The organism is Arthrobacter sp. sptzw32 (genome assembly GCF_059089735.1).
In genome coordinates, this window is sequence record NZ_JBNHEZ010000004.1 from 337,264 (window position 1) to 358,128 (window position 20,865).

At 64.3% G+C, this 20,865-nt stretch carries 26 protein-coding genes; 13 read left to right on the forward strand and 13 right to left on the reverse strand.

Annotated features, from left to right (window positions below; all coding sequences use genetic code 11):
* The first annotated feature begins 2 nt into the window (after nucleotides 1-2).
* Nucleotides 3-1,154 carry a PQQ-dependent sugar dehydrogenase gene (locus AC5RVN_RS10480; protein WP_494137875.1) on the forward strand — a complete coding sequence of 384 codons (1,152 nt, stop codon included), beginning with the start codon at nucleotides 3-5 and terminating at the stop codon, nucleotides 1,152-1,154.
* Between the two features lie 29 nt (nucleotides 1,155-1,183).
* Here the strand turns inward: AC5RVN_RS10480 and AC5RVN_RS10485 are convergent, their stop codons facing one another.
* On the reverse strand, nucleotides 1,184-2,068 hold the full coding sequence (locus AC5RVN_RS10485; RefSeq protein ID WP_494137876.1) for a helix-turn-helix transcriptional regulator: 885 nt from the start codon (nucleotides 2,066-2,068) through the stop codon (nucleotides 1,184-1,186).
* A 149-nt stretch (nucleotides 2,069-2,217) separates the two neighbouring features.
* Here AC5RVN_RS10485 and AC5RVN_RS10490 point away from each other — a divergent pair, with 149 nt between their 5' ends.
* Together AC5RVN_RS10490 and AC5RVN_RS10495 are read left to right on the forward strand one after the other, a co-directional pair.
* The gene (locus AC5RVN_RS10490; RefSeq protein WP_494137877.1) at nucleotides 2,218-3,258 is read left to right on the forward strand and encodes an NAD(P)-dependent alcohol dehydrogenase; all 1,041 of its coding nucleotides are present in this window, start codon (nucleotides 2,218-2,220) and stop codon (nucleotides 3,256-3,258) included.
* 395 nt (nucleotides 3,259-3,653) lie between these two features.
* Complete coding sequence (locus AC5RVN_RS10495; protein ID WP_494137878.1) at nucleotides 3,654-4,238, forward strand: hypothetical protein; 585 nt, start codon at nucleotides 3,654-3,656, stop codon at nucleotides 4,236-4,238.
* 66 nt (nucleotides 4,239-4,304) lie between these two features.
* Here the strand turns inward: AC5RVN_RS10495 and AC5RVN_RS10500 are convergent, their stop codons facing one another.
* The 3 genes from AC5RVN_RS10500 to AC5RVN_RS10510 all read right to left on the reverse strand — a co-directional run bounded on the left by AC5RVN_RS10500 (nucleotide 4,305) and on the right by AC5RVN_RS10510 (nucleotide 5,852).
* The gene (locus AC5RVN_RS10500) at nucleotides 4,305-5,147 is read right to left on the reverse strand and encodes a CPBP family glutamic-type intramembrane protease (RefSeq protein ID WP_494137879.1); all 843 of its coding nucleotides are present in this window, start codon (nucleotides 5,145-5,147) and stop codon (nucleotides 4,305-4,307) included.
* A complete protein-coding gene (locus AC5RVN_RS10505) occupies nucleotides 5,144-5,494 on the reverse strand; it encodes an ArsR/SmtB family transcription factor (protein WP_494041367.1) in 351 nt (116 codons plus the stop codon). Before AC5RVN_RS10505 ends, AC5RVN_RS10500 begins: the two co-directional genes overlap by 4 nt.
* A 163-nt stretch (nucleotides 5,495-5,657) precedes the next feature.
* Nucleotides 5,658-5,852: a hypothetical protein gene (locus tag AC5RVN_RS10510; protein WP_494041368.1), complete on the reverse strand. Its 195-nt coding sequence runs from the start codon at nucleotides 5,850-5,852 to the stop codon at nucleotides 5,658-5,660.
* A gap of 480 nt (nucleotides 5,853-6,332) precedes the next feature.
* Between AC5RVN_RS10510 and AC5RVN_RS10515 the strand changes: the two genes are divergently transcribed.
* The 4 genes from AC5RVN_RS10515 to AC5RVN_RS10530 all read left to right on the forward strand — a co-directional run bounded on the left by AC5RVN_RS10515 (nucleotide 6,333) and on the right by AC5RVN_RS10530 (nucleotide 8,848).
* Complete coding sequence (locus AC5RVN_RS10515) at nucleotides 6,333-7,124, forward strand: ANTAR domain-containing protein (protein ID WP_494137880.1); 792 nt, start codon at nucleotides 6,333-6,335, stop codon at nucleotides 7,122-7,124.
* Between the two features lie 179 nt (nucleotides 7,125-7,303).
* Nucleotides 7,304-7,561 (forward strand): hypothetical protein, encoded by a 258-nt coding sequence (locus tag AC5RVN_RS10520; protein WP_494137881.1) that lies wholly within the window; start codon nucleotides 7,304-7,306, stop codon nucleotides 7,559-7,561.
* Between the two features lie 2 nt (nucleotides 7,562-7,563).
* The gene (locus tag AC5RVN_RS10525) at nucleotides 7,564-7,995 is read left to right on the forward strand and encodes a hypothetical protein (RefSeq protein ID WP_494137882.1); all 432 of its coding nucleotides are present in this window, start codon (nucleotides 7,564-7,566) and stop codon (nucleotides 7,993-7,995) included.
* Nucleotides 7,996-8,113: 118 nt separating this feature from the next.
* Nucleotides 8,114-8,848 carry a GAF and ANTAR domain-containing protein gene (locus AC5RVN_RS10530; RefSeq protein WP_494041372.1) on the forward strand — a complete coding sequence of 245 codons (735 nt, stop codon included), beginning with the start codon at nucleotides 8,114-8,116 and terminating at the stop codon, nucleotides 8,846-8,848.
* A gap of 28 nt (nucleotides 8,849-8,876) precedes the next feature.
* On the opposite strand, the gene AC5RVN_RS10535 is transcribed toward AC5RVN_RS10530, so the two are convergent.
* Complete coding sequence (locus tag AC5RVN_RS10535) at nucleotides 8,877-9,608, reverse strand: Type 1 glutamine amidotransferase-like domain-containing protein (protein ID WP_494137883.1); 732 nt, start codon at nucleotides 9,606-9,608, stop codon at nucleotides 8,877-8,879.
* A gap of 93 nt (nucleotides 9,609-9,701) precedes the next feature.
* Here AC5RVN_RS10535 and AC5RVN_RS10540 point away from each other — a divergent pair, with 93 nt between their 5' ends.
* Together AC5RVN_RS10540 and AC5RVN_RS10545 are read left to right on the forward strand one after the other, a co-directional pair.
* A complete protein-coding gene (locus tag AC5RVN_RS10540; RefSeq protein WP_494041374.1) occupies nucleotides 9,702-10,034 on the forward strand; it encodes an ArsR/SmtB family transcription factor in 333 nt (110 codons plus the stop codon).
* A gap of 14 nt (nucleotides 10,035-10,048) precedes the next feature.
* On the forward strand, nucleotides 10,049-10,546 hold the full coding sequence (locus AC5RVN_RS10545; protein ID WP_494105117.1) for an SRPBCC family protein: 498 nt from the start codon (nucleotides 10,049-10,051) through the stop codon (nucleotides 10,544-10,546).
* Nucleotides 10,547-10,610: 64 nt separating this feature from the next.
* On the opposite strand, the gene AC5RVN_RS10550 is transcribed toward AC5RVN_RS10545, so the two are convergent.
* A complete protein-coding gene (locus AC5RVN_RS10550; RefSeq protein ID WP_494137884.1) occupies nucleotides 10,611-11,135 on the reverse strand; it encodes a PaaI family thioesterase in 525 nt (174 codons plus the stop codon).
* A gap of 137 nt (nucleotides 11,136-11,272) precedes the next feature.
* Here AC5RVN_RS10550 and AC5RVN_RS10555 point away from each other — a divergent pair, with 137 nt between their 5' ends.
* A complete protein-coding gene (locus AC5RVN_RS10555) occupies nucleotides 11,273-11,869 on the forward strand; it encodes a DnaJ family domain-containing protein (RefSeq protein ID WP_494041733.1) in 597 nt (198 codons plus the stop codon).
* Here AC5RVN_RS10555 and AC5RVN_RS10560 read toward each other — a convergent pair.
* Complete coding sequence (locus AC5RVN_RS10560) at nucleotides 11,866-12,444, reverse strand: GNAT family N-acetyltransferase (protein ID WP_494137885.1); 579 nt, start codon at nucleotides 12,442-12,444, stop codon at nucleotides 11,866-11,868. The two genes, AC5RVN_RS10555 and AC5RVN_RS10560, sit on opposite strands and share 4 nt — an antisense overlap.
* Before the next feature lie 72 nt (nucleotides 12,445-12,516).
* Entirely contained in the window at nucleotides 12,517-14,691 is a 2,175-nt protein-coding gene (locus AC5RVN_RS10565; RefSeq protein WP_494105119.1) for a transglycosylase domain-containing protein, read from the reverse strand.
* A gap of 176 nt (nucleotides 14,692-14,867) precedes the next feature.
* Here AC5RVN_RS10565 and AC5RVN_RS10570 point away from each other — a divergent pair, with 176 nt between their 5' ends.
* Nucleotides 14,868-15,482 carry a PadR family transcriptional regulator gene (locus tag AC5RVN_RS10570; protein WP_494137886.1) on the forward strand — a complete coding sequence of 205 codons (615 nt, stop codon included), beginning with the start codon at nucleotides 14,868-14,870 and terminating at the stop codon, nucleotides 15,480-15,482.
* A 19-nt stretch (nucleotides 15,483-15,501) separates the two neighbouring features.
* Here AC5RVN_RS10570 and AC5RVN_RS10575 read toward each other — a convergent pair whose 3' ends face one another.
* The 3 genes from AC5RVN_RS10575 to AC5RVN_RS10585 form a co-directional block, all read right to left on the reverse strand.
* Complete coding sequence (locus tag AC5RVN_RS10575; protein ID WP_494137887.1) at nucleotides 15,502-16,839, reverse strand: ammonium transporter; 1,338 nt, start codon at nucleotides 16,837-16,839, stop codon at nucleotides 15,502-15,504.
* A gap of 329 nt (nucleotides 16,840-17,168) precedes the next feature.
* Nucleotides 17,169-17,963: a carbon-nitrogen hydrolase family protein gene (locus AC5RVN_RS10580; RefSeq protein ID WP_494137888.1), complete on the reverse strand. Its 795-nt coding sequence runs from the start codon at nucleotides 17,961-17,963 to the stop codon at nucleotides 17,169-17,171.
* A gap of 122 nt (nucleotides 17,964-18,085) precedes the next feature.
* Complete coding sequence (locus AC5RVN_RS10585) at nucleotides 18,086-18,322, reverse strand: DUF2630 family protein (RefSeq protein ID WP_494137889.1); 237 nt, start codon at nucleotides 18,320-18,322, stop codon at nucleotides 18,086-18,088.
* A gap of 55 nt (nucleotides 18,323-18,377) precedes the next feature.
* Between AC5RVN_RS10585 and AC5RVN_RS10590 the strand changes: the two genes are divergently transcribed.
* Nucleotides 18,378-18,776: a hypothetical protein gene (locus tag AC5RVN_RS10590; protein WP_494041383.1), complete on the forward strand. Its 399-nt coding sequence runs from the start codon at nucleotides 18,378-18,380 to the stop codon at nucleotides 18,774-18,776.
* Nucleotides 18,777-18,794: 18 nt separating this feature from the next.
* On the opposite strand, the gene AC5RVN_RS10595 is transcribed toward AC5RVN_RS10590, so the two are convergent.
* Both AC5RVN_RS10595 and AC5RVN_RS10600 read right to left on the reverse strand, forming a co-directional pair.
* A complete protein-coding gene (locus AC5RVN_RS10595; protein ID WP_494041384.1) occupies nucleotides 18,795-19,133 on the reverse strand; it encodes a DUF202 domain-containing protein in 339 nt (112 codons plus the stop codon).
* Between the two features lie 3 nt (nucleotides 19,134-19,136).
* Nucleotides 19,137-19,541, reverse strand: coding sequence for a YidH family protein (locus AC5RVN_RS10600; protein ID WP_494137890.1), 405 nt, complete (start codon nucleotides 19,539-19,541; stop codon nucleotides 19,137-19,139).
* 146 nt (nucleotides 19,542-19,687) lie between these two features.
* Between AC5RVN_RS10600 and AC5RVN_RS10605 the strand changes: the two genes are divergently transcribed.
* On the forward strand, nucleotides 19,688-20,722 hold the full coding sequence (locus AC5RVN_RS10605; protein WP_494137924.1) for an LLM class flavin-dependent oxidoreductase: 1,035 nt from the start codon (nucleotides 19,688-19,690) through the stop codon (nucleotides 20,720-20,722).
* Nucleotides 20,723-20,865: the final 143 nt, after the last annotated feature.

Genomic DNA, 20,865 nt, shown 5'->3' on the forward strand with positions numbered 1-20,865 from the left:
ACATGCGCCACGGGTTAGTCGCTGCGGCAGCCATTGGAACCGCCGTCCTGCTGGCAGGTTGCACTGCCGCCCCGCCGCCTCCCACGCCCACCTCCAGCGCTTCCCCCGAACCGTCATCTTCTGCTCCGGCGTCTTCCGCGCCACCATCTTCTGCGCCGGCAAGTGCACCCGCTCCGGCGGCAGCGGCCCGCATCGGCGGTACGCCGCAGCCGGTGGCCACGGACCTTGACGCTCCGTGGTCGGTGGTATTCCGGGACGGCACGCCACTGGTCAGCGAGCGGAACAGCGGGCGCATCCTCGAGCTTGCACCGGACGGATCGGCGCGGCCCATCGGAACCGTTGAGGGAGTGGCTGCCAGGGGAGAATCGGGCCTGCTGGGCCTTGCCGTGGGCCGGGAGGGCAGCCTGTTCGTCTATTCCACGGGGTCGGACGGCAACCGGGTCCAGCGCTTCTCCGTCACCGGCGAACCAGGCTCATTGTCGCTGGGCCAGCCTGAGACCCTCCTCGATCGCCTGCCGTCGGCGAGCATCCATGATGGCGGCCGGATCGCCTTTGGCCCTGACGGCATGCTGTACGTCACCGCCGGCGACGCGAGCCAGCGGAACAGCGCCCAGGACCGGGACTCCCTGGCCGGGAAAATCCTGCGGATGACTCCGGACGGTGACGTACCCGCCGACAACCCCTTTCCAGGCTCCCTCGTCTATAGCTACGGGCACCGGAATCCGCAGGGCATAGCGTGGGCGGACGACGGAACCATGTTCGCCACGGAGTTCGGCCAGAACACGTGGGACGAACTGAACATCATTCGACCGGGTGCCAACTACGGCTGGCCCACGGTCGAAGGAATTGCGGGACGGGAAGGCTTTGTTGATCCGGTGCAGCAATGGCAGCCCACCGCCGCAAGTCCCAGCGGCATGGCCCATGCAGGCGGGACCCTCTTCATCGCCAACCTCCGCGGCCAGGTCCTGCGGTCCGTTCCCGTTTCCGACCCCTCCACCGCCACAGAACACTTCGGCCGCGAGTACGGCCGGATCCGTGACGTTACAGTGGCCCCGGGCGGGCAGCTGTGGTTCCTGACCAACAACACGGATGGCCGGGGTGACCCCCGGGCCGGGGATGACCGGATCCTGGAAGTACCGTTGTCCCAGGGGTAACGGGTCCGGGGCAAGCGGCGGGCCCGATGCTAGCTCCGTGCTCCCGCCTGGGCCAGGCCAACAATGTTTTCCGTCACGGCCCAGGACGCAAGGAGCTTGAGGGCCTCGTCGGAGGGGCTGCCCGGAGTGGCCGGGTACACCGTCAGGGAGTGCCCCGGATCTTCTTCCAGGCCGAGGACCTGGTAGTTCAGTTCGAGGACTCCCACCACCGGGTGCTGGAAGAACTTGGTGCCGGCGTAGTGGCTGCGGACATTGTGTGCAGCCCAGCGCGTGCGGAATTCGTCGCTGCGCATGGACAGCTCTCCAATAAGCTCGGCGATGCCCTTGTCGTGCGGATTGCGGCCCGCTTCACGCCGCAGTATGGCCACGTTGGCGTTCGCCGCCCGTTCCCAGTCGGTGTAAAAAGCATGGGAACGGGGGTCCAAAAAGATGAACCGGGAGTGGTTCGCCGGCCTGGCAGTGCTCTTATACATGTCGGAGTACAGGGCGTAGCCAAGGGTGTTGGCCGCCACGATATCCATCCTGTTGTTACCGATAAACGCCGGCGCCCCGCTGATGGTGTCCAGCAGGTACTGCAGTTCCGGCCGCACCCCTGACGGAACCGGGGCCGCTGCACGTTTTCGTCCGGACATGTTGGCTGCCCGCGCGAGGTCATAGAGATGGTCGTGCTCAGCGCGGTCCAGCTCGAGGGCCCGCGCGATGGAGTCCAGCACGCTGTCGGAGACGCCGGAGAGATTACCGCGCTCCAGGCGGGTGTAGTAGTCCACGCTGACGCCGGCCAGGCGGGCCACTTCTTCCCGGCGGAGCCCTGGCACGCGGCGCCGCCCGCCGTACGGTTCAATGCCTGCCTGCTCCGGGGTGATACGTCCACGGCGGGTGGACAGAAACTGCCTGACCTCGGATCGGTTATCCATAGGCCAACGTTACGACGAAAGGGGAAGCCCTAAGGGGGTTCTGCCATACCCCGTTTCGGCAGGGCCCTCGCTACCGCTGCCGGTCACCTGTTTGATGTTAATCAACCCTGTAGCATTCAGTTATCCCCCCCAAACCCCACAGGAGAACCATGACCACCGTCAAGGCCTACGCATCCCCGTCCGCCACCGAGGACCTTTTTGCCACCACCATCGAGCGCCGGGAAGTTGGAGCCCATGACGTCCTGATCGAGATCAAGTTCGCCGGCATCTGCCACTCGGACATCCACACTGTCCGCGGCGACTGGGGCCCGCAGCAGTATCCGCTGGTGCCCGGCCACGAAATCGCCGGCATCGTCACCGAGGTGGGCGCCGAAGTAAGCAAGCACAAGGTTGGTGACCGGGTCGGCGTCGGCTGCATGGTCAACTCCTGCCGCGAATGCGCCAACTGCCTGAAGGGCGAGGAACAATACTGCCTCCAGGGCAACGTGGGAACCTACGGCGCCGTTGACCGGGACGGGACCATCACCCAGGGCGGCTACTCCACCCACGTCGTCGTCACCGAAGACTTTGTGGTGACCATTCCCGAAGGCCTGGACCTCGACGTCGCCGCGCCGCTGCTGTGCGCCGGCATCACCACCTACTCCCCTCTGCACCACTGGGGCGCCGGCCCGGGCAAGAAGGTCGCCGTCGTCGGCCTCGGCGGACTTGGCCACATGGCCGTCAAGATCGCCCACGCCATGGGCGCAGAGGTGACGGTCCTGTCGCAGTCGCTGAAGAAGCAGGAAGACGGCCTGCGCCTGGGCGCCGACTCCTACTTCGCCACCAGCGACGAGAACACCTTCACGGAGCTTGCCGGCCACTTCGACCTGATCATCAACACGGTCAGTGCTTCGATCGACATCAGCTCCTACCTGCAGTTGCTGACCCTCGACGGCGCACTGGTCAACGTCGGCGCCCCCGCCGAGCCGCTCCCGGTCAACGCGTTCGCCCTGATCGCCGGCCGCCGCTCCTTCGCCGGTTCGATGATCGGCGGTATCCGCGAAACCCAGGAAATGCTGGACTTCTGCGCCGAGCACGGGATTGGAGCGGAGATCGAGGTTATTCCCGCCGACAAGATCAACGATGCCTACGAGCGCGTCCTCGTCTCGGACGTGCGCTACCGCTTCGTGATCGACACTTCCACCTTCTAATAACAAAACGCATTCGACGGCGGCCGGCTCCCCAAGGGGCGGGCCGCCGTCGGGCTTTAAGCCCCGGGAGCCTTTCTGTTATTGGGCACAACGGTTCGGCGCCAAATTGGCAGCGCCCAGGTCCGGAACCTGCCGGCGGTTCCACAATTGGAGGACAAGTTTCCTGGCCTTTGGAGGGTGACATGCGCAGGTCCGGCGGGCTGCTGCCCGCGTTGATTCTGGTTTCTGTCGTACTTGCCGGATGCGGTCCGCAGGCAGGGCCGCCCACCGCGACAGGCACCGCACCCGGGACCTCAGTATCGCCCAGTACCGAGCCCACTGCCCCCAGCACCGTGGTTTCTTCCCCACCGCCGGCACCCCCGCCCGCCACAGCCCCGCCAGCAACGTCCCCTGCGGTGACCTCTTCGCCCACCGTCACTGCAACGAAGGGTGCCTGGTCCACGTTTACGACCGCGGACGGGCAGTTGGCCTTCGACTATCCGTCCGCCTGGAGCGTCCAGGATCCGGCCGGGGAGTTGCCTGAAGACGGCGGCGCGTTTGCTGAGGTCACTAACGAGGCCGGAAGGCCGGTGGCCACGCTGAGGACCAACATGGCAACGGGATCCACCTGCATGGAAAAGTATCCCTACTCAGAGTTTGAGTCCCAGGAACTTCCTGCGTTGGCTCAGAATGGCGCAGCGCCGCGGTACGTCTTTGAGACCCGCGGAGACGCCAACGCTCCCGGCCCCGCTGATACGCCGGCGGCCGCCTACGGCATCACATCCGTTCCCGCTCCCACCGGCGATTCAGCCTGCGCCATGTTCCACTTTTTCACCTGGCCGCCCACCGCGGCGATGTTCGGGGCGTTCTATGACCCCGTGAACAACCGGACGCCGGGTGCTGAATCCCTGCCATACCTGGAACAGGCCCGGAAGTACATGGACACCACCGAGTACCAGAACATCAGGCGCATGATCACCTCACTCCGGCCCGCGGGGTAGAAACATCCGCCGACTGCGGCAACAGGGGACGCCGCCACAGGGGCGGGCAGCGGAAGAGGGGGCGCGTCAGTAGAGGAAGATGTCGATCCACTCGCGGTTGTGGGCGTGGATGAGCACCAGGAACAGCACAAAGTCGAAAAGCAGGTGGACGCTGACGATGTAGGACAGCGACTTGGTGATGGTGAAGAGCCGTGCCTGGAGCAGGGCGAACGGGAAGATAAAAAACGGCGCCCAGGAGTGGAAGCCCAACTCCCACAGGAAGGACGTGAAAAGCACTGCCTGGAGCAGGTTTGCCTGCCAGTCGGGAAGGTGCCGGCGGAACAGCGTGAAGGCAGTGCAGATGAAGAAAAGTTCGTCCCAGATTCCCAGCACGTTGGTTCCCAGGAAGAGCCGGGCGATGCCTTCGGGGTCACTGACGGCGGGCCAGTTTGTGTAGACGCCGGTCCGGATCATGTAAACGGGCATCAGGGCGTACCCAATCACCAGCACCGCGGGCAGGTACCACTTCTCGGCTCGGGTCCACGGCTGCCCCGTCCTGACCGGGAAGCGGATGGCATGGTCCTTGGTGATGAACCGCAACACCGCGTAGGGGATGCCGACGGCGAGGATCATCGCAGTGCCCATCACGGCCATGTGCCCGGTACTGATATCGGTGGTGATCGGGACCAGGCTCATGGCGGTCAGTCCCACCCCGATCAAGGCCAGGTCAATAACAAGGCGGCGGCTGAGCATAGCGGCCAGGACCAGGGCGGCAGCCAGGAGGAGGAAGCCCGAGATGCGGTCCTGGCGGGCAAACAGCAAGAAGCCCGACGCCGAGACCAGCGCCGCCGGGATAACGTTCAGTGATGGGCGGGGAAGGGCAGCAGGCGCGGCTTCGCGCGTTTGGGCTTGCGCTGATTGCTGTTTCACAGCGTCGCCAGGAGTCCGGCCGCCTCATCGAGGGCGCCGGGGACGAGAGAAAAGTATGCCCAGGTGCCCCGCTTTTCCCGGTGCAGCAGCCCGGCGTCCACCAGGATTTTCAAGTGGTGTGACACCGTGGGCTGGCCGAGGTCCAGCGGTTCGGTGAGGTCGCATACGCAGGCCTCTCCCGATTTTCCGGCCTTAACGATGGACAGCAGGCGAAGCCGGTTGGGATCGGCCAGCGCCTTGAAAACCAGTGCCCTCTGCTGGGCTTCCTTCGCGCTCAGTGCCGGCTTCTGCGCAGGATTGCAGCAGGCGGGGTCCACCTCGGGCTCGAGGGTTTGCAGGGCTGTCATGCTCCCATTATGCAACGAATTGACGGCTGTCGATATAGCCCGCCAGCGCAGCGGGAACCTGTAAACACGCAACGCCCGAACGTTCGATGGCCAGCCTGGGCGCCACTGAAAACGGGCGACGGCGGGACATGCCGCCGTCGCCCGTGTTGCTGAGGCGTGGAACCTAAGCGGAAGCCAGCGCGAGGTCCTCGCGAACGCTCAGGGTAAAGGTGTTCGGTCCGCTGCAGGTGACGGCGATGCGGCACGTGGTGGTGTTGTGGCGTGCTGAGAGGTCGCTCACTGCGGTGTCCAGCGTGTGATGGAGGGCAGACCTGTCCCAGATCTTCAGGGTCACGGAGTTATTGGTATCGAACGTCATTATTCAACTTCCATTTCATGCGTTTTGGCAGCCCGGAGTCGTCATTGCCCGGACTGTGTCCTCGTCTATGAGGACGGACTGCAGTGGGAAAGCGCATTCCCGTATATTCAATGGTGCAGGTTGCCGCGAGGATTAGCAACCTTCCCAAGGGTGGATGTGACCAAGCACACGGCTCCTTGAGGGGGTGCCAGGGAAGGTCACCACCCTGCATTTCCATAGTGCCCAAAGCGCGGGAGGCGACTCAACCAATGCGCGTTTTGTTGCAGGTGAGTCTCATCACGTCGCCAAAAGGGGGGCGGCCCATTTGCAGATCAGCGGACACCCGGTGAGGCAGCGGGATCCACCAGCCCTGCCCCTGCCGGCGTGATGGATCCGCCCCAGATGAACCAAGGTAGGGTGGGGAGATCGTTTGGAAGTGGGCGTTATGGAACCGCACACCAAAAACTGAAGCGGTTAAACCCCAACTTCAGGGAATGTGCAATGGACGCCTCACCCAATATCGCTGTCGATTCACCCGGCACTGCTGATGCCATCCCTTATTCGGCTGCCTTTCAGGGCGGGATCGCCTCCCGTCTGCAGGACCTCGTCCTGCAGAATGCTGACGCCCAGGACTTTTTCGAGGAACTCGCAGTTTTCTCAGCCTCCCTCCTTGCCCCGCCCGGTGGTGAGGTCATCTGCAACGTCACGGTGGCCCGCCGAAAGAAGCCCCTGACTGTCGCCTCCAGTACGCCGCGGGCGTGCGAAATGGATGAGTTGCAGTATTCCTTCCAGGACGGTCCCTGCCTCCACGCCATGCGAACAGGTGAAACCACCTACGTGGGTGACGTCAGCAGCGAGCGCCGCTGGCCGGAATATGCACGGGCGGTTGCAGCCCACGGCGTCTGCTCACTCCTCTCCGTTCCGCTGGAACTTGAAGGGGACTCCTCCGCTGCCCTGAACATCTACTCCACGGCCGTGCTTGGTTTCTCGCCAGAGGACATCGCGCGGGCTGAACTGTTTGGGGAACAGTCCGCCAAAACACTCCGGCTGGAGCTGCGCCTTACCCAGTTGAGGGATGCGAAGGAGGACCTGGAGGCGGCAATGAAGTCCAGGACGGCCATCGATGTGGCCGTTGGCGTCATCATGGCGCAAAACCGCTGCAGCCAGGCCAAGGCCATGTCCATCCTGAGGAAAGCGTCGAACAGCCGCAACATCAAACTGAGGGATGTGGCGGTAGGCGTTATCCGGTCCATCACACCGGACCCGCAGTTGCGCACCCACTTTGACGAATAGCAGGCCGGAACGTGGGGGGGGAGGGCTGCCAGTGGACACGCGGACGGCCAGCGCGTAAGTTCTAAGTGGCGGGTGTCACATCATTGTGATGCTCCCCCTCCGGGTCTTGTGCAGGGCCGTCAGGAGAAACCGCTGTAGCAAGACGGCGGATGGATGCACGCCAGCGAAAGAGAGCCATCATGGCTGCCTCGCATTTTTCAACCTTTCTTGCCGAATCCACCATTCCCGATTTTGACACTGACTGCCCCCTGTCCGCAGACTGCCTTTACGGCCTGTATGTCAGCTGGTGCTTCATTCACGGCCTGGAGGCAAGACCGGATGTTGCCTTCCGCGCGGGCATGCACCGGGCGGGAATTGACGTCCACGACAGCAGGCTGCGAATGGTGGGCCCGGCAGCGGCTGACTACATCCTGTCCAGCTACCCGTCAGCTGCCTGATCATGTCCATCCATCCGGAGGGACCGGACCATCGCATCCAGGGGAAGCGGACTGACGGCCGCCCGCTTTGGTGCACGGGGTGCGGCACCGACCTCGACCTGGCCCTGCACTCCATCGCCGCCCTGGACCCGCCCGCGGGCGCGTTTGTGGAAGTTGGTTACTCCTGTGGCTCATGCCGGCGCCACTACCTCCACCGGGCTGACGTCGCTGCTGTTGCCGCAGCGCTGAGCCGGCTCGCGAGCTCCGAGGACGTGCTTGCCTTCGGCGGGCAGTACGTCCATTGTGGTCGCCCGATGCAGAAAGCCGGCTCCGAACTCCGCCGGCTCACTGCACCTGCCTTCACTGACCAGGCTATCGAGGACGCGCTTGACGTCTATCTCACAACGCAGGTTTTGCATTGTCCCTGCGGCTTCCAAATGGAGGTGCCCGAATAGCAGGCGGCTCCCATCCCAGTGAATTCATTGGAGGTAATTGGAAATATCCTGGCCCGGCCATTCCTGGTTCATGTCTGTCCAACCGCTTCCCACTACGGCAGGGACATAAGATAGGCCCATGTGGAATTCATCCGGGAGCGACCCCCTTGAACAGCTTCAGAGCATTCTTGTGGGCACTGAAGATGCCGCCGAGTTCCTCTCCGGACTCTCCAAACTGGCTGCCGCCGCGGTTTCCGAAGCGGCCGGCGACTCAATTGAGTGTGCTGTAACCGTTAAGGTGAGGCGAAAGCCCTCCACTGCCGCGGGCAGTAGCAGCAGGGCAGTCGAGCTGGATCAGCTGGAGCAGGCCGTAGGAGACGGTCCCTGCATCAAAGCGCTGCGGGACATGGCTCCGGTAGTGATTGATGACGTCGCTTCCGATTCGCGGTGGCCGGAGCTGGCTCGGAAATTTGCAGATGCAGGCGTTTACAGTTCCTTGGGAGTGCCCCTGGAAATCAGCAATGGAGCCAGCGCCGCACTGAACTTTTTTGCTTCAAAGCCCAACGTCTTCACGCCGAATGTTTACGACAAAGCCGTTGGCTTTGCTGCTGCCGCCCACAGCACGCTCCTGTTGTCGGTTCGCATCAACTCCGCGGAGGAGCGGGCGGAGGATTTGGAGGCGGCGATGGAGAGCCGCACAGCCATCAACCTGGCATGCGGAGTCATCATGGCACAGAACAGGTGCTCACAGGCGGAAGCGATGGAAATCCTCACCAAGGTCTCCAGTAACCGCAACCGCAAACTTCGGGACGTCGCCACCGAACTGATTGAACAGCTCTCCGGCAACAGCATCAAGACGCACTTCGACGCGTAGGCCGCCTCCAACAGCCGGTTCTCCTGGTTCAGGTGCACGCTGAGCGGACGGAAACGCGGCATCCTGTTTCGGCCCTGCGAATATCCCAGCAGTTGCCGCTGCCGATTACCTTAAAGTCCCCCCTGCTGCCGTCTGAGAGGACTATTGCTGTGTTTTCATCGACGGCGACAGCCCTGTCCACGAGTCCGGCGGCCACGGCACCCACAGCCCTGCTCAGTGTGCCGGCCTGGGCGGCATGGACGTCCACGGCGAACGGAACAAGCCCCAATCCCGCGCGGATCTCCACGTCATCCAGCTCCTCTGAACACTCCTCCCCGCACACTGCTATGCCCTCAACGCGGTAACCGCCGATGATGCCCCTGGCGGGAGCAATCATGGCCCCTGCGGAAAACCCGAGGTAGGGGACTCCGTCGGCGGCCTTTGCCGCCAGGGCGCCGGCGCATCCGTGCAGCCCTGCCAGGTACTCCGGAGTCAGCCCCCCGCCCACCACCACAGCGTCTGCGTTGCGGAACACTGCGGGATCTGCGGGACTGCCGGCACGGAGCAGGACCGGAGCCACCTCGCAGGACATCAGGGACTGAAGGGGCCCGGCGTAATCCTGCAGCACGCCTTCCGGGTCCCCGCCACGGTGGTGCACCACGATAGCGATCCGGGCCGGCCGTGACTGGCCGCAGCGTCTTCGGATGTCCTCGACGAAGTGCTCAAACACCTCCGGAAAGGAGCGGTAGTCCGGCCCGGCGCCGGCCAGGAAAATACCCATGGGCTACAACATACCCGGTGGCAGGCCGGGCCCCGGGATCAAGGTGCCTGGAGCATTGACACCGGCAACCGTGGAGGACTATCGTACAACCAAATGGTTGTAGATCAGCTCCGTGAAACCGAACTTGACCGTCTTTTCCAGGCGTTCGCTGATTCCACCCGCCGGGACATCGTCCGGCGCGTGACGGTGGGCGAGTACACGGTCTCCGGCCTCGCGGGCCTGTACGCCATGAGTTTCGCCGCAGTCCAGAAGCATGTTGCGGTGTTGGAGCGCGCCTCCCTGGTGACAAAGGAAAAGCGCGGAAGGGAGCAGATCGTGCGGGGAAATCATGAAGGACTGCGGAAAGCCCGGCGGCTGCTCGATGAGTATGAGGCTATCTGGCGGCAGCGCGTCGGCCGGATCGCTGACATTCTGGCTGAAGGATAAGGAAGGGTTCTGCAATGTCGGTTATCAGTTCCACCAAGAATCTTGAGGCGCTCAGCTTCACCCTTGTGGCCGAGTTCGACGCCGGCGTCGAACGTGTCTGGCAGCTTTGGGAGGACCCGCGGCAGTTGGAACGCTGGTGGGGACCGCCCACCTGGCCCGCCACTTTCGACACGTTCGACTTCCAGTCCGGCGGAAAGGCCGGCTACTACATGACCGGTCCGGAGGGGGAGAAGGCCGGCGGCTGGTGGCGCTTCACCGCCATCCAGGCGCCTCACAGGCTGGAGTTCGACGACGGTTTCGCCGACGAAAACGGAGCGCCCGTCGATTCCATGGGCATCACCCACGCAACCGTCTCGCTTGAAGAGGCAGGGGCGCGCACCAGGATGACCATTGTCTCCACCTTCGAATCGGAGGAACAGATGGAACACATGGTGCAGATGGGCATGGAGGAAGGCATGCGCGAAGCTGTGGGCCAGATCGACGCCATCCTTTCGACGCACGCCAACGCCTGACCGGCTTACCTGCCCAGCGCCACAGCGGCAGCGGACGACGACGGGACTTCCCGCCGTCGTCCGCTCAGGGCATGCGCGGCGTGCTGCCCGCGGGCATCACCAGCAGGGAACTGGTGGCGGTAGCGAGCAGTTCCCCGGCAGGACCAACGATGCGTCCCTGGGCGAAGATGACGCGCTGGCCTCCTTTGACCACCGAACCCTCTGCCCGTAGGACTCCATGGTTGGCCGTGATGGGGCGAAGGTAGCTGACGGAGAGGTCAATGGAGGTGTAGCCGGATCCCGCAGCAAGGGTGGTGTGGGCCGCGCATCCCGCCACGGTGTCCAGCAGCGTACAGGCAAGCCCGCCGTGCACCATCCCCAGCGGGTTGTAATGCGCTTCACCCGGCCGGCACTCGAACTCGACCTGCCCGGGAGCCACCCTCACAAGAGTCAAATTCATCAGGGCTGCCATGGGCGGACGCGGGATGGTCCCGTCCCGCATGCCGGCGAGAAACTCCAGCCCGGACATGTGCGGGAGGTGCTCCAGCCCGACGCGGGGATCCATCCAGCTGAAGGTTTCCGCCCGTTCTGCTGATCCGCTGGCATCCATGGGTTACTCCTCTTTGATCGACCCGGTGACCAGCTTATGCCTCGCGGGATTTCGCCCGCGGCACTGGCGTTGATCAGGACGGAAAGCTTCTGAATACTGGAAGGAAGGATTGCTCCAAGGGTAAGGCGGTGGCAGGGATGGGCAGCGGCGCGGAGGACTTCCGAAGGCGGCTGGAGCGAGCCGCCGAAGTCCGGTCGTACCGGGGAGCCGGCATCAGTGCGGACGAGGAAGCCGCGCTGGACGCCCGGGATGAGAAGGAACGGGAAAAGCGCCGGAAGGTGGGCGACGCCGCCCGGGCGGAGTACCTGGTCCGGGACGCCATGGCCCACGGGAAGTTCGACAACCTCAAGTACGCGGGCAAACCGATTCCGGGGCTGGGGGAGTCGTACGACCCCGACTGGTGGGTCAAAGGCCTCATCCAGCGGGAAAACATCAGCGGCCTGGGTCCGGCAGCCATCCTGCTCCGCACTGAGGACGCGGAACTCGACGCCAGGCTTGATGGGCAATATACCGAGCAGCAGGTCCGCGACATCCTGCAGGACTTCAACCGCCGCGTGATCGACGCCCGCCGCCAGCTCCAGGGCGGCCCGCCGGTAATCACCAGGACCCGGGACGTGGAGGAGGAAGTGGAACGGTGGCGCGGGCGCCGGGCGGCATCCCATCCTCCGCAGGCGCCACCCGAACCGGAGCAGCCCCGCTCGTGGTGGCAACGGCTGTGGAAAGGGGCGGGCTAGTGGCGCCTGTGCGCTTCGAAAAGCTCACACAGTGAGTTGTAGTACCTCTGGGTCTGTCCGACGTGCGCCATGCCGATGCGCAGGCAGACCTTCTGTGACGCCGTGTTAGCAGGGGCCGTCACTGCCACGACCTTGTCCAGGCCGCCTTCCAGGGCATGGGCGAGGACCGCAGCCGCCGCCTCAGTGGCGTAGCCGTTGCCCCAGTGGCTGGGGTGGAAGTGCCAGCCGATTTCCGTGTCGCCGGACGGCTGGAGCGGAAGGGTTTCGCCCGACGCCGGGATGGACTTCAGGAGGAGGGTTCCGGCGAGCGGCCCCGGCGTTCCCGTCCCCTTCAACTGCCCCGGGCCTTTGAGCTGTACCGCCCAGATGCCGTGGCTGGTGTGGGCCATGGGCTGCTGATGGATGTTCCGCCAGGTGTGGATGCGCTCCTCAGCCTCCGCCAAGTCCCTCATCACCTGCGGATGGTTCCCGATGAAGCGCTGGACCTCCCAGCGGGAATAAAGGTCAAGCACAAAGCCGGCGTCCTCCAGCTCCCACTGCCGGAGGACCAGCCGCTCTGTCTCGAGGCTTTTCACCCGCCCATCCTGCCAGAGCATGGGGAGTTGGGGCAGGATTTCCGGCCCGGCCGTTCAAACCCTGCCGAAAGGCTAGCGGCCGGGCGTGGGCGGCGGGTTGGGGTCCGACATGGACGGCGGGGGCCCCGGGAACGGCGCCGCCGGGTAGAGCGGGGCCACATTCACCATGTAGTTCGCCCACTGCGGCCCGGCGATCATGAAGCCGTCCAGGCGGGGATAGAAGGTGCCGTTGATCGTAACGTTCTGCCCCGCCCTTTGCTGGCTTTCCAGTGCGTCCCCGAAGAAGGAAGCGGTGGAAAGGCCAGTGGTGTAGCCAACCACCCAGGTGGCGCCGTTGTTGTTGGAGGTGCCGGTCTTTGCCGCCACCGGAACCTTCTCATGGACCTTGGGATTGATCCAGACCCCGGAACCGACCTTCATCACGTCCTGCAGCACCGAGTTGACGCCGCGGGCCACATCGGGCTTCACCGCGTCCCGGCACTCACTTGCCTGGACGGGAAGCTTCCCACCGGCGGCGTCGGTGACTTCCTGCAGCGCGATCGGTGTGCAGTAACGCCCGTCATTGGCAAAGGTGGCGAAGGCGTTCGCCATGTGGAGCGGAGCCACATTGGTGGCGCCCAGGAGGTTGCCCAGTTGGTGCATGTTGATGGGCGAACCGTCATGGCCGTTGTGAAGGCCCACGGCATCCACCATCTTTTGGATGCCGCAGAAGTCGAGCTGGGTAGCGGAAGCGAAGGTCGCAGTGTTGATGGAGTTGTAGAGGCCGTAGTTGATGGGCATCTTCCGGTAGAAGCCCTCCTCTGCGTTCTGGAGGTCATCTGCCGCGCCCAGCTCAGGGTTCTTCTGGGCTGTACTGTAGGCGCCCAGCACCTTTCCACAGCTCGACCGCCAGGGGAAACCCACGGGGTAAACGCGTTTCGACGCATCCACCTCTGCGTTGAGCCGCTTGCCCTCATTCAGCCACTGGGCGAACGTGAACGGCTTCATCGTGGATCCGGTCTGGAAGCCGCCGGCTCCGTTCAGGTTGTTGCCCTGCGGGTCCTTTGCGTCGACATTGAAATTCAAGTGGGTATCGAACTTGCCCGGCTCCGCCAGGAAGACCGTGTTCTGGGCCATCGCCAAAATCTTGCCGGTTCCGGGCTGGACGGTTACCAGCGCAGCCCCCCAGCGGTCCGGGTTAGGCCCCGCCGTGCCGTCCACCTGGGACTGGGCGGCTGCCTGGAGCCTGCTGTCCAGTGTTGTGGTGATGGTCAGGCCGCCCCGGTAGAGCTTCCTCTCCCGTTCCTCCACGGTGGGTCCGTACGCCGGGTTGTTCAGGATCAGGTGTGAAATGTAGTCGCAGAAGTACGGGGCCATGGTGGCGTTGGCGCAGCCCTGCCGCTCCGGACTGACTTTCAGGTCGATGGGGGCCGCAACGGCCTCGTCGTGCTGTTCCTGCGTGATCTTACCGAGGCGGAGCATCTCGCCGAGTACCTGGTTGCGGCGGGTCACCGACTTGTCCGGGTTGATGGCAGGATTGTAGAAAGTGGGGCTGTTCACGAGCCCGGCCAACAACGCGGACTGGGGAAGGTTCAAGTCCTTCGCGCTGGTGCTGAAGAAGTACCGGGCTGCCGCTTCCACTCCGTAAGCGTCACTGTTGAAGAACACGATATTCAGGTAGCCCTCAAGGATCTGCTCCTTGCTGAACTTCTTCTCCAGCGCAACAGCCAGTTTCATCTCACGCAGCTTGTCGCCGATGTCCTTCTGGCCGCTGAGAACCACCTCCTCCGGCCGGTCCTGGGACAGTTTTGCCTCGTTAAGGACGTTGGTGACGTACTGCTGGGTGATGGTGGACGCGCCCTGCTGGTCGCCCTTGGTCAAGTTCGCAACCACCGCCCGAAGAATGCCCTGCGGGTCCAGGCCGGCATGTTCGTAGAACCGGCTGTCCTCGATGGCGATGACGGCGTCCTTGATGAACGGCGAGATCTGGTCCAGCGGAATCCTGACGCGGTTCTCCGCGTAGAACGTGGCGATAGGTTGGCCATCCGAAGTGAGGACCTTGGTGGATTGCGACGGCGGCTGGACAGTGAGCTCTTCCGGCAGGCTTTCAAAGAAACCGATGGAGGTGCTGACGCCGTACCCGGCGGCCGCAACAGACGGCACAACCAGGCTGGCAGCCAACACCCCGCACATGGCGCTCGCTGCGATAAATCCCAGGAGCCGTCCCCACGCGGAACCGCTGCGCCTGCGCTTCTTTTTCGTCGCCATGTTTCAGCCCTCAAGCTCGGAGAGTGCCAAAAGAATACGCCGGCCCCCAAGGGCGATCCAGAGGAAGGAAGGTCATGATTTGATGAATTCTTTTCCTTGACCAGCGATAGTTAACGACATATCGTTAACTATCGCTGAAGGAACCGCGAACCAACACACGAAAGGATGATGCCACGATGAAGGGCATTTCTCATGACGATATTTCAGGCCCGCACTCCGGCAGGAGCCGGTTCGAGCGCGGCCGTGGCAGGCGCGGACCGCACGGACACCGCGGTGGCGGCTTCGGACCCGGGTTTGGAGGCGGCTTTGGACCCGGCTTCGGCCCAGGTTTTGGCCCTGGGTTTGGGCGGGGCCCACGCAGGGCAAGCAGGGGTGACGTGCGCTCCGCCATTCTCTCGCTCCTGGCCGAAGCTCCCTCAAATGGTTACGGGCTGATTAAGGCGATTGCCGAGAAGACCAATGGGGCGTGGCGTCCGAGCCCCGGATCGATCTACCCCACGCTTCAGCAGCTGGTGGACGAGGAACTTATTGCGGCCCTCAGCGAAGGCCGCGGGACGGAGTTCACGCTGACTGATGCGGGAAGGTCCTGGGTGGGGGAGCATGCCGAGGACCTGGAAAACGCCTGGAATTCCGGGTCGGACAACCCGGACAGGGACTTCCACCAGAGCATCGGAAAGCTGATGGCCGCCGTCCACCAGTTCCGCAGCGGTGTCACGGACGAACAGCGGGCAGCAGCCATCGTGAAGCTCGATGAAACCCGGCGGGCCCTGTACCAGATCCTGGCCGATTGATTTTCACCAGGGTCAACAGCTAGGCGAGTGAGTCTTCCCGGGCCCGTGGGCCGGCAATGTCCTGGATCGCGGGGAAGGACGAGGACGCGGGGAACTGCGGTGACGCGATGCGTGAAGGGTGAAAACCTGCCCCCGTTTCCCCGAAGGCATAGGCGGTCTCGGCGTGTTCGGCCAGATCAACGCCCGCGGTCTCGGCCTCGTGGCTCACCCTGAATCCGATGGTCCTGTTGATGGCGCGGCCAATGACCAGGGTTCCGGCGCCTGACAGCAGCAACGTCACCACCACCGCCACGGATTGTGCCACAAGCTGCTGGAAACCGCCGCCGTAGAACAGTCCGCCACCCTGTCCGTCCACGGGCAGGGCAATAAAACCGAGTGACAAGGTTCCGATAAGTCCCGCTCCCAGGTGGACTCCTACTACGTCAAGGGAATCATCCAGCCCAAACCGGTACTTGAGGTCCACAAAGACGGCGCAGGCCGCTCCGGCCACAAGGCCCAGGCCGATGGCGGCCACGGGGCTGACGTTGGCGCAGGAAGGCGTGATGGCAACCAGCCCGGCCACCACGCCGGACGCGGCTCCGAGCGAGGTGGGGTGTCCGTGGCGGATCTTTTCCGTGACAAGCCAGCTGAGCATCGCGGCCGCCGGTGTCACCAGGGTGTTGACCCAGATCAGCCCGGCCTGTTCCGCGGTGGTCGCCGCGCCGCCGTTGAAGCCGAACCAGCCGAACCAGAGAATGGCGGCGCCCAGCATAATGAACGGGACGTTGTGCGGCCGGTGGTTGGGGTCCTTCGCGAATCCGTGCCGCTGGCCCACTATCAGGGCCAGGACCAAGGCAGCAGTGCCGGAACTGATTTCAACCACCGCGCCGCCGGCGAAGTCGATGACCTGGCCGAAAACGGCGGTGATGGCTCCCTCGGCGCTCATCAGGCCACCGCCCCAGATCATGTAGGCGAGGGGGCAGTAAACCACGGTAACCCACACGGGAACGAACACCGCCCAGGCAGCGAACTTTGCGCGGTCGGCAATGGCACCGCTGATCAGTGCCACGGTGATGATGGCGAAGGTGGCGCTGCACCCTGCCTTGATCAGGTCGGGCGAACCCATCAGGTTCTGGAGCCCGAAGCTGGCGAAGGGATTTCCAAAGATGCCCAGTACGCCGTCGCCGGTAGTCATGGAGTAGCCCCAAAGAACCCAGACCACCCCAACGGTCCCGGCGGAAATGAAGCTCATCACGATCATGTTCAGGGCGGCCTTGGCGCGTGTCATGCCGCCGTAGAAGAGGCCCAGCCCTGGCGTCATCAGCAGTACCATCGCGGCTGACACCATCAGCCAGACATGTTGGGCAGTGATCTCCACCTGCGGGTCCCTTCGCATCGAGCCTCGAAGCGGGGACACTTGCCAGCCCTCGCACTTCCCCCGGCGTCCATCTTTCGGGTTCCGTGTTTCGGGGAAGGGCCGGCAAAGTTGCGCTCGCGTTACAGAAACTGGTGCTCCATGAAGGCCGTGTGTCGGAGGTGTTTCAGTCGTGTAAATGGCTCCCATCCGGAGGGAGATCGGGGAGGAGCATGAACGATCTGAAAGGCGGAAAACGACGACGGCGCCCCGCACTGGGAAGGCGGCGCGCCGTCGTCGTGGCTTCTTTCGCCGGGGGAGACCCGGCGGGGCGGCAGGCTTTTAGGAAAGGTTCAGAACGGGCGGGCGTTGGCCAGTACCGGGAGCTTGGCGCGCACCTCGTCCACCACTGAGGGATCGATGTCCACGACTGCGAGTTCCGGTTGACCGCCCAGCGCGGCCACCACTGAGCCCAGCGGGGTGACGACGGCGCTGTGGCCGATGCCCGTGGGTGCGGTTCCGGCCGGGCCAGCGCCGATGGTCTCTGGATCACCCTGGCCGCAGGCCACCACGAAGGTGGTGCTGTCCAGTGCCCTCGCACGGACCAGAAGGTCCCACTGTTCCGCTTTGCCTTCGCCGGCGCCCCAGGAGGCGCACACAATGTTGACCTGGGCGCCGGCCCGGGCGTTGGCGGTGAACAGGGAGGGGAAGCGGACGTCGTAACACGTTGCGAGGCCAAAAACAGTGCCCTCGATGTCAAAGGTGACAGGACTGGTACCCGCGTCCACGGTTTTGGACTCGGCGAAGCCGAAAGCATCAAAAAGGTGCACTTTGTCGTAAGAGGTATCCACTCCGGGGCCGGCGACCAGCAGGGTGTTGCGCACCCGGCCGTCCGTTCCGGGAGTGAACATTCCCGCGACGATGGCAATGTCCAGTTCCAGGGCCAGTGCACGGACCTTTTCCGCCCATGGGCCGTCCAAGGGTTCCGCGATGTCTGTCAGGGAGTGCCCGAACGCGCGCATGGTCGCCTCGGGGAACACCACCAGCCTGGCGCCGGCGGCTTTTGCCTGGGTGGCGTAGTCCCGGATGAGCTCCAGGTTGGCGGCAGGGTCTGCACTGCTGATGATTTGGGCGATTGCCAGGCGCATTGGAAGGCTCCGATCTGTTTTACACAAAATGCATGGGAGGTTCAGGCGCGCGGATTCGCCCAGTACACGTGGAGCAGATGCCTGAACCGATCGGCTGACTTCCGCTGAACGAGGGTAGGGGGCTACTGCTTGTAGCCCTCTACTTCGCTGACCGGCCGGGCTTCGGCCTCGTTGGGGTTTTCGCCGGATTCCGCTTTGGCCCTGCGCTGGCGGAGCAGGTCCCAAGCCTGGTCCAGCCTTTCCTCCACCTGCCTGAGCCTGTCCGGGTCCGGCGCCTGGCCGTCGCCGGCACCTTCACGGAGGGTGTGTTCCTCCTCCACGAGGCCTTGGATACGGGCCAAAAGATCTTCGTCGTTCATGCCTACCCCTTCCGCGGAAACGTTTCCCCCAGCGTACGCCTGTACCATCAGAATCATGCCCACTGTGCTCGATATGGCAGGTCCAATCCTGGAAATGCTGACTTGGTTGTGCCTGCCTGCCGGGTTGGGATTGCTCTTCTACACAGGCTTCCTGCGCCGCTTCGTGCACCCGTGGGCCATGGCCGAAGCGGTGGTGTATTCGGACAGCACCGGGGTGGGTTTCCGCTGGTTCGACCGGAAGTACCAGGTGCACCATGCGCCCATGTCACCACACGACATCAAGGACCTGGCCGTGGGCGATACGCTCCCCATCTACTACCACCCCAAGCGCCCTACCCAGTGGCAGACGGCGGCTCCGGACGAGGCTGGAAAAACAGCTGCGGTGTTGGGCCGGTGCCTCACCGGAATCGGCGCAGTTGCTCTGCTGGCGGGCTTTGTCCTGCCGATGTTCTAGCCCTTAGGGCCTGGAGCCCTAGCCGGCAAGGACCACGCCGATGCCGAGTCCGCCCAACACAACCCCGGCAAAAGCTGTCCAAAGCACGGCGGTGGTATCGGCGTCGGCCATTTCCCTGGCGATGCCCCGTGAACTGGCGGTGTAGCGGCGACGCTGCGTGAAGTAGATGGCTGCTGCTGCCGCGGCCGAGACGGCAAATAGCAGCAGGATGGGCAGCCCGTGGACAGGAAGCCAGCGGAGGAAGATGGCGCTCACCGTCACCAGTGCCAGCATGGTCCTGCCCCAGGCGAGCGTGGTCCGCTCCGGCTGGAGGCCCGGATCTCCGTGTGCCCCGGCGGAAGGATGTATGTGCGGCACGGTTCAACGCCAGAGGATAAAGACCAGCACGACGGCGGCTGCCAGCGCCCCTGCCCCGGCAAGCAGCGGAACAATGAGCGGCAGCGGCAGGGGCGCCTTGTTGCGCATGCTTTGTTCCACCCGCAGCCACCGCACGGCAGAACCGGCGCTCAGCAGCATGCCCAGCAGGAGCAGCAGCACTGCCAGGCCCTTCCGGACGGGCTCCAGGAAAAGGTCGGCGGTGAAAGCCTCGATGGCAATGCCGCCGGCCAGGAGTGCCAGGGAGGTACGGATCCAGGCAAGGAAAGTGCGTTCGTTCGCAAGCGTGAACCGAGGATCCGGCTCGTCGCCGCCGGGCAGCAGCCGTTCGGCGATTTTCCCGCGCGACGGCGGCCTGCCGGCGCCCGCATGCTGCTCACTCTTGGTCACGGTGCCAGTTTAGCCACGGCGCCAGTTGGCCCCTGCGCCTTACGCAGCCGGCTGGCCCCGTCCCTAAGCCGCTTGCTCAGGCGGGCGGCAGCTGCTTGCTCATGCCGGCGGGGAATGTCCCGGTGGCTGCCGCAGTTGGGGCAGGTATGGAGCGCATTGGATTCCTTTCATTCGGCCACTGGGGCCCCGGCCAGGGTTCCCTCACCCGGACGGCAGGCGACGCCCTGCTGCAGGCAATCGACCTCGCAGTCGCGGCCGAGGAACTGGGGGTTAACGGAGCATTCTTCCGTGTCCACCACTTTGCCCGGCAGCAGGCCTCGCCGTTTCCCCTGCTGTCCGCCATTGGTGCGAGGACAAGCCGGATCGAAATCGGCACCGGGGTGATCGATATGCGCTACGAAAATCCCTTGTATATGGCAGAGGACGCAGCGGCGGCCGACCTCATCAGCGGAGGCCGGCTTCAGCTCGGCATCAGCCGTGGTTCACCCGAGCCGGCGCGGGACGGAGCGGCAGTGTTCGGTTACCGTCCGCAGCCGGGGGAGACGGACGCCGATATGGCCCGCCGGCATACAGCCATGTTCCGGAAAGCCATCAGCGGCGCCGGCATCGCGGAAGCCGATCCCCGCTACGCCGGCGGTGCCACCGGGCTCCTGCCCGTTCAACCGCAATCACCGGGCCTGTCCGAACGCATCTGGTGGGGAGCCGGCAGCAGGAAGACTGCCGTCTGGGCTGCTGAGCTGGGAATGAACCTGATGAGTTCCACCCTCCTGACCGAGGACACCGGCGTGCCCTTCCATGAACTTCAGGCGGAGCAGATCCGGCTGTTCAGGGACGCCTGGGCTGCGCAGGGCCACCAGCACACGCCGCGTGTTTCGGTCAGCCGCAGCGTGCTTCCCATCGCGGACAGTGAGGACAGCCGCTACTTCGCCGGAAGTGCGCTTCGGGACACCCGGGACCAGGTGGGCGTCATTGACGGGCTGACCGCCCGCTTCGGGAAAAGCTACGTGGGAGCACCCGATGTCCTGGCCGAGGAACTCGCGGCAGACACAGCGGTGCAGGCCGCCGACACCCTTTTGCTCACCGTCCCCAACCAGCTGGGCGTCGGGTTCAACACCAAGCTCCTGGCAAACGTCACCCGCTACATAGCGCCCGCACTGGGATGGAGGCCTTCCGGCTCCTGACCCAGAAGAGGTGGCGTAACGATCGCGCCTGCCATGTAAAAATATCTCTTGCCGCCCCTGATCGCGGTATACTAAGCATGCTTACTGAATGTGGGGGAACCTTCCGCATAATGCAGCCGTTACTCTTAAAGTGCGGCTTGGGG

Coding starts and splice junctions, on each gene's coding strand:
- AC5RVN_RS10480 (WP_494137875.1), top strand. CDS start 3: ATGCGCCACGGGTTAGTCGCTGCGGCAGCCATTGGAACCGCCGTCCTG.
- AC5RVN_RS10485 (WP_494137876.1), bottom strand. CDS start 2,068: ATGGATAACCGATCCGAGGTCAGGCAGTTTCTGTCCACCCGCCGTGGA.
- AC5RVN_RS10490 (WP_494137877.1), top strand. CDS start 2,218: ATGACCACCGTCAAGGCCTACGCATCCCCGTCCGCCACCGAGGACCTT.
- AC5RVN_RS10505 (WP_494041367.1), bottom strand. CDS start 5,494: ATGACAGCCCTGCAAACCCTCGAGCCCGAGGTGGACCCCGCCTGCTGC.
- AC5RVN_RS10510 (WP_494041368.1), bottom strand. CDS start 5,852: ATGACGTTCGATACCAATAACTCCGTGACCCTGAAGATCTGGGACAGG.
- AC5RVN_RS10515 (WP_494137880.1), top strand. CDS start 6,333: ATGGACGCCTCACCCAATATCGCTGTCGATTCACCCGGCACTGCTGAT.
- AC5RVN_RS10520 (WP_494137881.1), top strand. CDS start 7,304: ATGGCTGCCTCGCATTTTTCAACCTTTCTTGCCGAATCCACCATTCCC.
- AC5RVN_RS10525 (WP_494137882.1), top strand. CDS start 7,564: ATGTCCATCCATCCGGAGGGACCGGACCATCGCATCCAGGGGAAGCGG.
- AC5RVN_RS10530 (WP_494041372.1), top strand. CDS start 8,114: ATGTGGAATTCATCCGGGAGCGACCCCCTTGAACAGCTTCAGAGCATT.
- AC5RVN_RS10535 (WP_494137883.1), bottom strand. CDS start 9,608: ATGGGTATTTTCCTGGCCGGCGCCGGGCCGGACTACCGCTCCTTTCCG.
- AC5RVN_RS10540 (WP_494041374.1), top strand. CDS start 9,702: ATGGTTGTAGATCAGCTCCGTGAAACCGAACTTGACCGTCTTTTCCAG.
- AC5RVN_RS10545 (WP_494105117.1), top strand. CDS start 10,049: ATGTCGGTTATCAGTTCCACCAAGAATCTTGAGGCGCTCAGCTTCACC.
- AC5RVN_RS10550 (WP_494137884.1), bottom strand. CDS start 11,135: ATGGATGCCAGCGGATCAGCAGAACGGGCGGAAACCTTCAGCTGGATG.
- AC5RVN_RS10555 (WP_494041733.1), top strand. CDS start 11,273: ATGGGCAGCGGCGCGGAGGACTTCCGAAGGCGGCTGGAGCGAGCCGCC.
- AC5RVN_RS10565 (WP_494105119.1), bottom strand. CDS start 14,691: ATGGCGACGAAAAAGAAGCGCAGGCGCAGCGGTTCCGCGTGGGGACGG.
- AC5RVN_RS10570 (WP_494137886.1), top strand. CDS start 14,868: ATGAAGGGCATTTCTCATGACGATATTTCAGGCCCGCACTCCGGCAGG.
- AC5RVN_RS10580 (WP_494137888.1), bottom strand. CDS start 17,963: ATGCGCCTGGCAATCGCCCAAATCATCAGCAGTGCAGACCCTGCCGCC.
- AC5RVN_RS10585 (WP_494137889.1), bottom strand. CDS start 18,322: ATGAACGACGAAGATCTTTTGGCCCGTATCCAAGGCCTCGTGGAGGAG.
- AC5RVN_RS10590 (WP_494041383.1), top strand. CDS start 18,378: ATGCCCACTGTGCTCGATATGGCAGGTCCAATCCTGGAAATGCTGACT.
- AC5RVN_RS10605 (WP_494137924.1), top strand. CDS start 19,688: ATGGAGCGCATTGGATTCCTTTCATTCGGCCACTGGGGCCCCGGCCAG.